The sequence below is a fragment of the Bradyrhizobium sp. 153 genome (assembly GCF_023073835.1).
Classification (GTDB): Bacteria; Pseudomonadota; Alphaproteobacteria; order Rhizobiales; family Xanthobacteraceae; genus Bradyrhizobium.
In genome coordinates this window covers 1-13,690 of sequence record NZ_JADPKH010000124.1, presented here as the reverse complement: position 1 = coordinate 13,690, position 13,690 = coordinate 1, and the positions used below count along the sequence as shown (strand labels likewise).

8 protein-coding genes and 2 pseudogenes are annotated in these 13,690 nt (G+C 57.2%); 1 reads left to right on the top strand and 9 read right to left on the bottom strand.

Going from position 1 to position 13,690, the window contains the following annotated elements; translation table 11 throughout:
* Positions 1-40: 40 nt before the first annotated feature.
* The 7 genes and pseudogenes from IVA91_RS29430 to IVA91_RS29400 all read right to left on the bottom strand — a co-directional run.
* Positions 41-1,270: a CoA transferase gene (locus IVA91_RS29430; protein WP_247459790.1), complete on the bottom strand. Its 1,230-nt coding sequence runs from the start codon at positions 1,268-1,270 to the stop codon at positions 41-43.
* 438 nt (positions 1,271-1,708) lie between these two features.
* Positions 1,709-2,695 (bottom strand): ABC transporter permease, encoded by a 987-nt coding sequence (locus IVA91_RS29425; protein ID WP_247459788.1) that lies wholly within the window; start codon positions 2,693-2,695, stop codon positions 1,709-1,711.
* Positions 2,688-3,695: an ABC transporter permease gene (locus tag IVA91_RS29420; protein WP_247459787.1), complete on the bottom strand. Its 1,008-nt coding sequence runs from the start codon at positions 3,693-3,695 to the stop codon at positions 2,688-2,690. Before IVA91_RS29420 ends, IVA91_RS29425 begins: the two co-directional genes overlap by 8 nt.
* Before the next feature lie 82 nt (positions 3,696-3,777).
* A complete protein-coding gene (locus IVA91_RS29415; RefSeq protein ID WP_247459841.1) occupies positions 3,778-5,475 on the bottom strand; it encodes a peptide ABC transporter substrate-binding protein in 1,698 nt (565 codons plus the stop codon).
* Between the two features lie 112 nt (positions 5,476-5,587).
* Positions 5,588-6,607 carry a dipeptide ABC transporter ATP-binding protein gene (locus IVA91_RS29410; protein ID WP_247459785.1) on the bottom strand — a complete coding sequence of 340 codons (1,020 nt, stop codon included), beginning with the start codon at positions 6,605-6,607 and terminating at the stop codon, positions 5,588-5,590.
* On the bottom strand, positions 6,604-7,704 hold the full coding sequence (locus IVA91_RS29405) for an ABC transporter ATP-binding protein (protein WP_247459783.1): 1,101 nt from the start codon (positions 7,702-7,704) through the stop codon (positions 6,604-6,606). The genes IVA91_RS29410 and IVA91_RS29405 overlap by 4 nt, the downstream gene beginning before the upstream one ends.
* An 872-nt stretch (positions 7,705-8,576) precedes the next feature.
* Positions 8,577-9,041, bottom strand: a pseudogene (locus IVA91_RS29400) (transposase); the annotation flags it as partial.
* 286 nt (positions 9,042-9,327) lie between these two features.
* Here IVA91_RS29400 and IVA91_RS29395 point away from each other — a divergent pair.
* The gene (locus tag IVA91_RS29395) at positions 9,328-10,362 is read left to right on the top strand and encodes a serine hydrolase domain-containing protein (protein ID WP_256466419.1); all 1,035 of its coding nucleotides are present in this window, start codon (positions 9,328-9,330) and stop codon (positions 10,360-10,362) included.
* A gap of 313 nt (positions 10,363-10,675) precedes the next feature.
* Here IVA91_RS29395 and IVA91_RS29390 read toward each other — a convergent pair whose 3' ends face one another.
* Together IVA91_RS29390 and IVA91_RS29385 are read right to left on the bottom strand one after the other, a co-directional pair.
* A complete protein-coding gene (locus tag IVA91_RS29390) occupies positions 10,676-12,067 on the bottom strand; it encodes an amidase (RefSeq protein WP_247459780.1) in 1,392 nt (463 codons plus the stop codon).
* Between the two features lie 202 nt (positions 12,068-12,269).
* Positions 12,270-13,540, bottom strand: a pseudogene (locus IVA91_RS29385) (amidase family protein).
* Positions 13,541-13,690: the final 150 nt, after the last annotated feature.

Below are 13,690 nucleotides of genomic sequence, written 5' to 3'. Positions count from 1 at the left end.
TCTACGAGCTGCCGCCATCAAACAAAAGTCATAGACACCTTCACACGACTCCCTGCTCATGCAACCGCGCAATCTGAGCCGGATCATAGCCAATCTCAGCTAAGATTCTATCAGTGCTCGCACCCTTTGCTTCGAGCAGATGCTCGATATTGGCGGGCGTACGACTTAGCTGGACGACCTGGCCTAGAATACGACGTGTTGCCCCGTCCGCTCCGGGGACCTCAGCCACAATTCCCGCATCCGCAACCTGAGGATCAGCGAACGCCTGATCCATCGAGTAGATAGGGCCTGCGGGCACGTCATTCTCACCCAATATCTGGAGCCACTCTGCGGTGCTTCTTTCGCAGAAGCAGTGACCGAGAAAGCGATTGAGCTTTTCACGATTGCGAACGCGGTCAGCATCCGTAGCGTAGTCGGGGTCTGCCGCGACACTTGGGCGACCGATCGCCTCGCAAAGAGCGCGCCACATCTTATCTCCGCCAGCCCCAATATTGATGTATCCGTCCTTCGTTCGATAAGCAGACGTGGGCATGCTGGTGGGATGGTCGTTGCCCGTGCGACCAGGCACTGTGCCATCGTAGAGATAGCGCGCTGCTTGGAAATCCATGAGTCCGAAGCCAGCATGAAGCAGCGATATCTGCACCCATTGCCCTTTTCCGCTTGTCTCACGCTCGAGCAAAGCCGTCATGGCACCCAGGGCAGCATAGACGCCTGAGATCACGTCAATTACAGCTGCACCCGCGCGCATCGGCGGCCCATCCGGCGCGCCAGTGGTGCTCATTAGCCCGCACATGCCTTGCAGGATTTGGTCGAACCCCGGACGTGTCCGGTATGGTCCAGCCTGACCAAAGCCTGAGATGCTGACCAGGACTATGCGTGGGTTTACAGCAACGAGGCTTTCGTAGTCGAACCCTAGCCTCGCCTTGACATCAGGCCGGAAATTCTCAAGGAGCACGTCCGCTTGGCGCACCAGCTGCATTAGCACTTCACGGCCAATCGGCGACTTCAAATCGAGAGCAATTGAACGTTTGTTTCGGTGTAGATTGGCCATGTCTGGACCGTTGCGGGGTCCGACATACAGCTCGGGACGCCCGGCCGTTTCAGGCGGCTCGACCTTTATAACGCGCGCACCAAAGTCCGCGAATTGTTTTGCGCAGGTCGGCCCAGCGCGGACTTGGCTCAAGTCTAACACCGTGTAGCCTGCAAGAGCGCTGCGACGTCCTGATGGTTTGATGTAGGCCGTTCTGTCTTCCGGCTCAGTCATGGCCATGGAATATCAAGGGGGATTGGGACATAGGTTTCGATCCGCGCCATCCGGTTATGGTAGAATAGGCTAAGTAACGCGTCTGGAGGCTGCGCGCGTGGTTGCAGAATGGCCGTATGGATTTCTCATGTTATGGCACTTCTGTCTTACCAAGCGCCAAGCTTTAAATTGCGCACACTGACAACTTGGACCATTGTTTACCGAGGGAGACATATCACGATCATCATGCAGAATTTGGTCGGCTAGGCAGCACGATCGCATAGTTTACGCGAGGTTCGCGCTTTCGAGCAGCTTTGCTGCAACTCGCCAATCGGCAAATTTCGACGTGATAGCGCCGCTACATTGCGATCTCTATCGAGCGATGAACGTAAGGACTTCACTGGCCGAAAAGGCAAGGTGGATATCAAACAGCCAAACTTGGCGGCTGGAAGCATTGAAGCATTTTCATCGACGCAACCGCGGGTCAAGCGCGTCGCTAAGGCCATCACCGATGTAGTTCACACTGAGGACGGTAAGCGTGATTGCGATACCTGGCCATAGCACGAGTTGCGGGTAATTTTGCATGTATTCAGTCCCGTCATAGAGCAGCCGCCCCCAAGTCGGGAAATCTGGGGGAAAGCCAAGCCCAAGAAACGACAGCACGCTCTCGGCAATGATCGCCGTCGCGATGCCGAGAGTTGCAGACACCATTATCGGCGATAATACGTTAGGCAGCACGTGGCGAAGAATGATCCGGCGAGGTGGAGTGCCTATGCTTCGCGATGCCAGCACAAATTCGCGATGCTTGATGGCGAGAACTTCGCCTCGAACGATGCGAGCCGTGTGCATCCAGCTTGTCACGCCGATCGCGGACACGATGAGGATAAAAATCCCCATTTCGAGTCCGAAGGTGCTTGCCAATGCCTCCCGGAATAGCATCATCATCACGAGGAGCAATGGCAGCACCGGCAGCGCAAGGAATAGGTCGGTGAGCCGCATGAGTGCACCGTCGATGGATTTGAAGTAGCCGGCTAGGACACCAACCAGTGTTCCAAGGCAAATTGAGATGATCATGGCTGTCAGACCGACGGCGATTGAGATCCTTCCACCCCTCGTCATCCGGGCTAGTAGATCGCGGCCTAATTGGTCGGTGCCCAACGGATGAGACCGGCTCGGCCCTGCATTCAAGGCCGCAAAATCAATATAGGTCGGGCTAACGCGCCAGAAATATGGGCCGAAGACCACACCGACGAAGATAAGAAAGAAAATGGCGGCGCCGGTCAGCGCACCCTTGTGACTTTTGAACTCCTCCCACACATCGAACCACTGGCTGCGCGATGACCCATTTGGCGCCAATGGTTCTGTGTCGTTCTCGCGATCAGTTAGCAGGGCTTCCACAACTGGTCCCTGGGCGAAAACTGTCGGGTGCTTTTGATCGCTGAGGTCAGTCATACCGAATCCTTGGGTCAAGAACGCCATAGAGCAGGTCGGCGATTAGGTTAAAGGCGACAATTAGCACAGCGAAAATGAAGGCCAAGGTTTGGACCATCGGTACATCACCAGCATAAATAGAACTGATCATGAGCTGACCGATGCCGTTCACCTTGAATATCTGTTCGGTCACAATTGCGCCGCCGAAGACGCTTGGCAGCCCAAGCGCTACGATGGTCACCACTGGGATCATAGAATTGCGGAGCGCGTGGATGAGCACCACCACCATCTCTCCCATACCCTTAGCGCGCGCGGTGCGAATATACTCCTGTCCTAGGTTCTCGAGCATCGACGAGCGCAGATAGCGGCTTATCTGGGCAGTCGTTTGCACCGACAGCACCATAACGGGCATTGCCATTTGGCGAAGCTGCTCGACGAAGCTGCTCCAGCTATTGACGACCAGATTGGTGTTGTAGATCGACGGAAACCAACCAAGGTAGACGGCGAAGACCAGGATCATCAACACGCCCGAGAAGAAGGATGGAACGGCGAGACCTACCATCGCTAGGAAAGTACCGAGCTGATCGAAGATCGAGTGCGGCTTATAAGCAGACGCTATACCGATCGGCAAAGCGATCAACACTCCGACGACATAAGCCAAGCCGACGACCCACAGCGTTTGAAGCAGTCGCATAGCAATGAGGTCGAATACTGGGCTGCGCGTTTGCCACGAGATAATCCGCAATGTCCCTGCCGAAAAATGCGTTCCGAACAGAGCATCAAAGATATTTATAGGCTCGATAAAGAAGAATTGCTTTAGCCATAGCAGATATTGAACAAGCATCGGCTCATCCAAGCCGAGTACGGCACGCATCTTCTCGCGAACCTCCGGCGGTATTGTTAGGGGCATGTCCGCCAGAGGATCGCCTGGCGCCAATTTGAGCAGCGAGAAGATAATGAGGCTGATCAACAATACAGTTGGCGCCGCAATGAGAAGCCTTCGGATCGCATAGTTGAACATTTGGTATGCCTATCGCCTCCGACCGTGAAGATTCTACGGCCGGCATGTTGCATGGCAAGATCGGATTCCAGCCCAACACTCACTACTTCTTGCGATGCCAATCCTGGATATTCCACACACTCGAATTCTCCCAAGGATTCATGATGGGCCCGAGTAATGTGTTCGAGGTTGCGTCAACATTCGCGGTCCAAGCGATGGGCAAAATCGTATAGCTGTCCACGGTCAGCATATTGTTCAGCTGCTTAACGATCTCACCGCGCTTTTCATAGTTACCAGTATGTCCCAACTCGTCGACTAGTTCGTCGTAGCGCTTATCGCAGTAGCGGGGAACATTGCTGCCCTGCCATGCGCCTGGTTTCGGGGCTTTCTCACAAGTATATCGCGCCATGACACTGGCAGGGTCTATAGTCGAGTTGAAAGTAAATTCCGCAATGTCGTGATACGACTTTACGTAAGTGTCGGGGCTGCTTGGATCCGAACCAAAGAAAACAGAGCCGCTAAGATTTCTGAGTTCAACGTCCACGCCAATCTCGCGCCACCACTGCTTGAGGATTTCTTGGGACTGTTGCCGAATGGGACTGGTCGAAGTTGTAAAGATGAGCTTGAGTTTTTTGTCGCCCTTTTGCCGAATGCCGCTGAGGCCCGGCTTCCAACCTGCCTCATCGAGGAGTTGGTTGGCGCCAGCCATGTCCGGCTTCAGGCACCCCGTGTTGTCTGCAGAGAACTTTTTCGGCGTCGCTATAACGTCGCAGGTTGGGCGGCCCGCCCTCTCCGCGATGATCTTGTTTAGCACTGCGCGGTCCATTGCCATCGACAGAGCTTTACGTACGCGAATATCGCCAAGAATAGGATTGGGACGCTTCAGGGTGGATCGTTCTTCGACCGGGAGATCGGACGAAGGATCAGTGAGATTTAACCAGAGACTCTCAACAACGGGCCCCCAGCTGAAAAGCAATCTGCCTTTTCCCTCTGCCTCCATCTTCTTGAGAACGTCGGGCGCAACTGCCATGTTCCAAGCATAGTCGTATTCACCGGTCTGCAGAACGGCACGTGCCGCCGCGGCCGCATCGCCGCCTCCCTTCCAGTTGACCTCAGCGAAATGAGGCTTGTCAGAGTCCCGATAATGCGGGTTCAGCTTGAACTGGATCGAGTCGTTCGGTTTGAAGGAGGCGATGATATATGGACCCGTGCCGATTGGACGAAAGTTCGCCTCAGTACACGTCGGGACTTTCTCTCCCTGGCAATCCGCGAACTGCTTGGCTTGGATGATTGGAGACAGAGCGCTGACAAAGGGACCATACGGAACTGGCCTTGGTGAATTGAATTCCACCCGCGCTGTTAGATCATCCGGTGCCTCAACCTTATCGACGCCATCGAATTGATTTAGCGCTGCACAACCAGCCTTCGGGTTCATACAGTAGTTGGCGGTGAAGACGACATCCTTCGCTGTGACAGGTGTGCCATCGGACCATTTCAAGCCGGGCTTCAACTTCCAAGTGATCGATTTGAAGTCAGCCGAGACACCTCCATTTTCAATGGTTGGAATCTCCTGTGCGAGCCATGGGATGAGCTTTCCGTTCTCGTCGTACTTTGCCAAAGGCTCGAGCACCAGTGAGGCAGGACTAAGATCCTTTGCTGCAGCGACCAGATAGGGGTTCATGGTCGAAGCCGCCTGCCAGTAAAGAATGTTTACGGTGCCCTCCGAGCCGCGGCCAGCTAGAGCCGGTGTTACAAGAAGAGTCGCAACTGTTGCAGCAGAGATTGATAACTTGAGGCTCATCATGCGTTTTGCTCCCATTGTTCCATTCCTTACCGGACGATTTTCGGCGTTGCCTCTCGAGAACGATCGAGACATGGCAGGTCACCCTGGTCGATTGATTTAATACCATCCGTCACTCGGCCCGATGACAGGCCACCCACCGATCCCTCCCGACGCTTCGCCAAGCGGGCTCTTCTTTAGCGCACCGGTCGAAGGAGACCGGGCAGCGTGTCCGAAATCGGCAGCCGGATGGTGGATTGGCAGGGCTTGGCACATCTCCCATCAAGATGACGTGCTGGCGGGCACGCTCGACCTGTGGATCTGGCACCGGAACAGCAGAAAGCAACGCCTTCGTGTAGGGATGCAACGGATCTTTGTAGATGGAATCTCGCGGCCCTCGCTCAACCACCTTACCCAGGTACATCACGGCAACATCATCGCACAGGTGACGAACCATTGAGAGGTCATGACTGATGAAGAGGTACGTAAGAGAGAGTTGATCCTGAAGATCCTTCAGGAGATTGACGACCTGCGCCTGAATGGACACGTCGAGCGCCGCAATCGGTTCGTCGCACACGATGAAGTCCGGATTCAGCGCGAGCGCCCGAGCAATGCCGATACGCTGTCGCTGCCCACCAGAGAATTCGTGCGGGTACCGGTTAGCGAATCTTGGATTGAGGCCAACAGACTCGAGAAGCTCGTGTATCCGCTTCTGTTTGTCGCGGGCACTCAAAGCCCCATGCTCGTTCAGCGGTTCGGCGATGATTGAACCCACCGTCATACGCGGATTAAGACAGGCTTGCGGATCTTGGAATATCATCTGCATGCGAGGGCGGATCCGACGCAGCCTGTTTCCCTGCATCCGCGTAATATCTTCGCCGTCAAACACAATGCGGCCGCCAGTGGGTTCGTGAAGACGCAAGATCACGCGCCCGGTAGTCGACTTGCCGCAGCCGCTCTCGCCAACCAATCCGAGCGTCCGGCCACGTCTAACTTCCAGATTTACACCATCGAGCGCCCGAATAGCTCCAACTTCGCGCCCGAAGACACCACGATAGATTTTGAAATGCAACGTCAGATCGCTGACCCGAAGCAGGACATCATCCTGATGGGCTCTCGCTTCTTCGAGGAGCCCCACCTGTTCAGACGTCATCGCGGCGGCCTCTGTCTAGTTATATCCCACCAACACGCCGCATCATGGCCATCGCTCACAGGCATCAACGGAGGCCTTTCACTGCGACATCGGTCAAAAACATGCGGACACCGTGACGCGAAAGGGCAACTCGTCGGAAATGAAGTAAGGTGCGGCGGCTGACCACCGATACTCTTTAATCGCTCCCGTCCAGTCTCATCAGCCCTCGGCAACGTCTCCAAGAGAGCACGCGTATAGGGATGACGAGGATCTCTATAGAGATCGTCGACAGCGGCGCACTCGACAATGAGCCCTCCGTACATGACCATCACGCGGTCGGCAATCCCGGCTACCACGCCAAGATCGTGCGTGATCCAGATGATGCTCATTCCGATTTCCTGGCGCAGCTTCTTGATCAGTTCCAGAATTTGGGCCTGAATCGTCACATCGAGTGCGGTCGTCGGCTCATCGGCGATAAGCACCTTAGGCTCGCAGGCGAGCGCAATAGCAATCATAACCCGCTGCCGCATGCCGCCGGAGAACTGATGGGGATAATCGTTCATCCTGTCCTGCGGCGCCGGGATGCCAACCAGCGAGAGAAGCTCGATGGCACGTTTACGCGCCTCACCCCGGGTTAGACCGAGATGCTTACGCAGAGGCTCCATCAATTGGTAGCCAACCGTGAAGACCGGATTGAGAGATGTCATCGGGTCCTGAAAGATGAACCCGACCTCGCCACCGCGAACCCTCCGCATCTCGCGGGGGCCGAGAGACAAGAGCTCCCTATCTCCAAGACGCACACTCCCCGACACGATTTCAGCCGGCGGCATGGGCAACAGCTTCAGCAGCGCCATCATCGTGACGCTCTTGCCAGAGCCGCTTTCGCCGACCACCCCCAGAAGCTCACCTCGGTTGAGACGGAAGCTCACACCATTGACAGCATAGACCCGAGCCTTACGAGAACAGAAGATGGTTTGAAGATTAGAAACTTCCAGAACAGGATTCGAAATCCCCCCCAGGCTCAAGCTCCCAGCGCCCTGCTCCAAGCTGCCCCCCCTCCGTTCAGGCAGACCAGGCCGATTTAGCTGGAAGAGGATGGATGCGGCAGGCCCTTCCATGGCGGTCTCCGTGTTTATGAATTTGGATACGACCGGGCAACTCGCGCCGTAAATCAGCTGCGAGCCCCGCCACGCATGCCCCAGCCGCTCTAGCGGCACCAAGGCTGCTGAGATTATCGAAAATGTTGCCAGCTATCTGGGACAGACTGCCTGCCCCACCAAAGGCGCCCATGCAGCAGACTTGGACCACTCTTTGCCACGTCGTGATCACGATAGCACGTGGACATTGCCGGCGGATTGTCAAGAAGCACAGCAAGCCTCAGGTGAGCGCCATACAGAAAGGATCACCAGGTCCGGCCTTGCCCGCACGAGCCATCCACAACTTACCGGAATCCTCATTGCCTCTCTCCTAAGGCTCTCCCAACCATACTCTATTGTGCTTTACTGCTATTCGTTCTTGTCAAAATAATATGGGGTACCGGCGCAGAAATCCCCTAAAGTACCGGCCAGAGGGGCTGAAATTCTGCATGAGATCGAGATAGTGCGTGGATTCTCGTCGACCTGATCGAGGAACGTGCCATCTAAGATTTCGGCGCGAGGCCGACTTATGCATTGTTGTTTCCGGATCGGTCTTCGCGGCGCTGTTCAATGTCAAATCATCTAACCGACGTCGCGTGTAACATGTGAGTTCTCGCGTTCTCGCGCATCATGCGGAAGGGGATTTGACATCGTGGAGCAGAGATGGACAGCTAAACGCGCCTATTGCGGTCGACGATGAAGCGCGACCACAACGTCATCACTGGGCGTTGGACAGCGCTTCGTCAGTGTGAGTCGTGTGACAATTCTCGTCCGACGTTTAAACGTTGATCGTGTCCCTGAGCGTGGTGTAACTGGCGGTGGGGCACCGCGTTCACCGGCAAGAGCCGGGCAGGTCAGCTGGCGATTGCCGGAAGGCTGACGGTTGGATCATCGCTCAATGGCGCGATGGTTTCCAGCGTCAGTAGCGGGCGCGCTGGTCAGCCCATTCGTCGTTCCGCTCGAGCAGGATGGCTCGATGAGGCGGACGATGGCATCCTCGTTTTGGAAGATGCCGACCACCTCGTTCCGCCGCTTGATCTCACCGTAGAGGCGTTCGATCGGGTTGGTCGAATGCAGCTTGGTCCGATGCTGCGATGCTGCGGCGGGAACGTCATGTAGACGAGCACGTCGGTCTCGGCCTCGTCGAGGAAGCCGGCAAGCTTGGGCAGCTTGGGGCGGAGTTGGTCGGCGACCTTGCGCCACTGCGCCCGGGCCGCCTCGGCGTCGTCCTGGGCAAACGCGGTGGCAATGAAGGCCGAGACGACACGCCGCCCGCTCTTGCGGGCATGGGCCAATGCGTTGCGCATGGAGTGGACGCGCGCTACGGCGCTATTTGGGGGCGCGCGTCCGGGCGGCTTTGCTCTACCGAGCTACACCACCACCGGGGACACAACCTAAACGTTGGCGGTGACTGGTTTGTCAGTCCGGATTCATGCTTGCGAGCACTGCGGTGCCCACGTGTCAGGACTCACCAGCCAATGATCCATTTCACGGGACTTCTTTTCGATTTCGCAAGCGTTTGAGCTGATTTGCGCTGAAATTGCGCGGTCATAACGCATCTTTAATGGATTTCGGCGCCACCGACTGTGTAGCATTTCGCTCAACATGCTCAGTTCGCTCGAAGACATACTCCGGAGGCCTGCAGTACGTGCTGCGATTCCCGGACTATCCATGGCAATTCTGCGCCATGGCGAGATCACCTCAGTCCACGCGATTGGCACTCGGACCGCGGAAGGCAAAGGCGAGGTCGACGCGTACACCGTGTTCGAGGCCGCCTCGCTGACGAAGCCGCTCGTTGCTTTCATCGCTCTGCAGCTGACGGAAGAGGGTAAGTTGCCGCTCGACGTACCCCTAAAGTCTCTATGCGGAGATTACGTGACGGGTGACGAGCGCGCTGGCTTGATTACAGCCAGGCACGTCCTTACGCACACGAGCGGCTTGCCAAATATCGTCGCTCGCGAAACGCCGCTAAAGACCTACTTCCAGCCCGGCGAGCGGTTCAGCTATGGCAGCAGTGCGTTCGGGTGGCTGCAACGTGCGATGGAGCATGTCACCCGAAACTCGCTGGAAGCACTTGCCCGTTCGCGCGTCTTTCAACCGCTGGGCATGGCAAACTCCAGTTTAGAGTGGCAAGAGCGCTTCGAATGCAACCACGCGCAAGGGGCCGAACTCGATGGCCGTCTGGTGCCGAAGCGACGCCCGGTCATCGCCGAAGCCTCTTGGTCGCTCTCGACCACCGCCAGCGACTACGCTCGTTTTGTACAAGCCGTGCTGCGCGGACTTGGGCTGCGGCCTGCCATGCACGACAGCTGGTTCACGCCTGCCGTGCAGGCCAGGGCGGGCGTGTACGACGTGCAAAACCCAGCAGCTCTTGAGCAACCAGGGGTTGCCTGGGGCTTGGGTTGGGGCTTGGAACCAGCGCAGAGATATTTCTTCCATTGGGGGCACCACCCGGGATTTCGTGCATTTGTGATGGGAAATCTAGAAACAGGCGACGGGGTCGTATGGTTCGCCAATTCGGCGCGCGGCTTGCGGCTGGCCCGGCGCGTCCTACCCGTCATCGTGCCGGGTGACCATCCAGCGTTGGAGTGGTTGCAAGGTCGACCGAACGCTTCAGAAGAGTTTGCGGACTTGCCCTAGGCAAATGTCGCGAACACGAAGGCATGTTCACATGAACATCACTGGTTAAACGGCTCTTTGCCAGGTCGGCAAATAGGAGTTTATGGTCGACACACCGTCCTGGAAGAAGACGTTGATCCACATCACGATCCGAACAGCGAGAATCGGCGCGGCAGTTAGGCCCCCGCCTGTGGGGTTCCTCACAGTAGGATCCAAATGTCCTCAATCGGAAGAGGCACGAGAGTGCAGTAAATACGCGCGCTCCGAAAGGGAAAGCCGCGTCAACAAAGTCCACAAACGGCGTTTCCCATTACTGCGAGTTGGTCGAGACAGATCAGAAGAGGTTTCCCGTGCCAGCTGCAAGGGCGGTTTCCGCTCTTTGGGCCACCGCAAGCAGCGGCCGATCGTGTAACCGAGGAGCCACGATCTGTAGGCCGATTGGCAAGCCCTCACGGCCGGTGCCGCAGGGCACGGAGATCGCGGGCACAAACGCAAGGTTAAAGAGCGGAGTAAAGGCCGCATGTCCGCGTGGCCCCACTTGCTTGTTCTCAATTACCCTCGGATAAACATCCTCTATTGGCCACGAGACGCAGGCCGTAGTCGGAGTTAAGAGAAAATCGTACTCTGTAAAGAACTGGGCAACGGCACGGGCACATGCATCCGCGGATCTAAGCGCCGCGGCGACATCTCTGCCGGAGACCAACCGTCCGTGCTCGATAATGCCGGTCAGATTGTCGCCAAATAGATTCTCTTGGCGCGTCAGACGCTCCCCATAGAGCAGCGCTGTTCCGGCTCTGGTCGCTGCATCAAAAGACGTTTCATTCGTTCCCTCGGGCCAGGGTATGTCGGCCAATTCAATGCGCCAGCCAGAGGAACGCAGCGTTTCGATAGCAGTTTCCACGGCCGACATCACATCGGGATCGACTGCAACATCCAAGCCGAGTCTCGGACTGAATGCAAAACGGGCCTGCGCTGGAGCTGGAATGTCCAGCGTTGCAACCGAATGCGGATCACGTGGATCCGGTCCGGCCATGACGTCGAAGGCGACTTTCGCATCAGCAACGGTACGGCCCATAGGCGCGATGACGGCGTACAGAGGGCCAAAGGCGCCGGGAAAGCCAAACGGCTTGGGAATAGCGCCAGCGGATGTCTTCAGCCCGACGACACCACAGTGTGCAGCCGGTCTTCGACCTGATCCGCCGCCATCGCTGCCAAGGGCAATAGGGCTAAACCCGGCGGCGAGCGCCGCGGCCGCGCCACCGGAGGAACCGCCGGGCGTGAGTTTTGGATTCATTGGATGGCGCGTTGGACCATAAACCTTGTTTTCGGTATGGCCCTTGGCCCCCATCTCGGGTGTGTTGGTCATTCCAAGGAACACGCCACCCGCACTCCTCAGCCGCTCGACGGCGAGGGCATCGCGCGGCGGAATGAAATCCCTGTAGAGCAGAGAGCCATTGGTTACACGCCGGCCCCCGACCCAGACCATATCCTTTACTGTGAAAGGTACGCCAAGGATCGGTCCGTCAAACCCTTGTCTGCGACGCGCGTCGACGGCGTCCGCGGCGGCGCGAGCTTCACTCGGATTAAAGTCCACGATAGCAGTAAGCTGAGGGTTACGCGCCTCAACGCGGGCGATAGCGGCTTCGGCAACATCGCGTGCCTTTAACTTACCCGTTCGCACGGCGCTTGCGATAGCGCCGGCACCTTGATCGAGCAAATCGGACATCCCTTTTCTCCAACGCGTTTAGCGAGTTCCTTGGCAATTTCATCCTTGCGGCGATTTCTCGTCAAAGCCGTACTCTCGATGCTAAGCCGCTCACCGCCACGTCATTGTCTCGCAAAATGCCACGATCAGGAATATCGCGAACCATATGTGCTCCCCCTCGAGCGGCGGCACGGGGTGATCCCCTAGAGGGCCCTCGCGACCCCTACGGGTCTGATGGTGGCACGCTCCCCGACTTAGGATTGATGGGCAAAAGCGCTGGGATTCCCAGCAGGTCTTCGTAAAGAGCCGCGGCTTGCAACAACCCTGATTCGCCTCGCGGCTTACCGACAAGCTGCAATCCGACGGGACGACCATACTTGTCAAAGCCGCAGGGCACGGAGATGGCGGGATTGCTGACTAACGTGACGGCCGCAGTCGCTGTGGTGCCTGACATGTAATGCTCAGGCCGTTTGCCCGCGATGGTCGGAGGAGCAGACAACATGACGTCAAATGCTCCCGCAGCTGCAACTGGCGTTACGAGCAGGTCGTATTTCTGAAAGAACTCTACCATACGTCCGAACAGAGCTGCCCGCTCGCGCTCCGCCCAAGCGAGCGCGCTGTTCGTGTGCTTAAGTGCGAGTTCGGTGTTCCAGATGATGTCAGGCTTGATCTTGTCGCGGTGCTGCTGGATGCGCAGTTCGTGGTCAACTACAAACTGCTGGCTGCGCAGAATCATGAACACCTCGTCGAGCGGTCCGAGATCAGGCGAGGCTTCCTCGACAATGCAGCCCAACTCCTCGAACCGATGCGCCGCCTTGCTGCAGATCGTGCGCATCTCGCTGTCGAGGGGGAAAGCACCATTGAAATCCATCGTCACCGCTACCCGATTGGGTTTGAAAGGATTGGCAACTGCAGTGCTGAACGATCCTGGAGGCGCATCAAACGTCATTGGGTCATGCGGACAGAAGCCGGCCATAGTGTCGAGGAAGAGCGCAAGATCTGTTACCGTACGCGCCATAGGACCTTGTACAGAGAGCGGCGCCCAGAGATTGTTTGACGTGCCGCGGGTAACGCGTCCGGGCGAAGGGCGCAAGCCCACCACCGAGCAATGCGTAGCCGGACCTCGCAGTGCCCCCCAAAATCGCTGCCATGCGCAAGCCAGACCTCGCCCGTTGCGACAGAGACCGCGCCGCCTCCAGTTGATCCTCCGCTGGTGAGCGACGTGTTCCAGGGATTTCGTGTCCTACCGAAAACTTCGTTGTAGGTGCTGCCCCCTGCCCCAAACTCCGGCACATTGGACTTAGCGACCACAATGCCGCCCTTGCGCTCGATGCGCTCAACGAGCGGGTGAGACTTCGTTGGCCCATGATTGGCAAAGATAGGGGAGCCATAGGTTGTGCGGACACCTCTTATATCGGTCAGGTCCTTGATAGACACAGGTAGGCCAGCCAGCCAGCCGGCCTCACCCTCCGCCTCTCGTCGTTTGCCGGCCATCAAGCATTTGGCGTGATCACGCGCTCGATCCAAGCACAGGGTTGGCAGGCCTTCAATTACCCACAAATTCTCCTCCGACCATGACACCTAGCGCTATGTCGGTGAGGCGTGACAGCCCGCGCCACATGACGGTCTTGCCGGGTGGCGGAT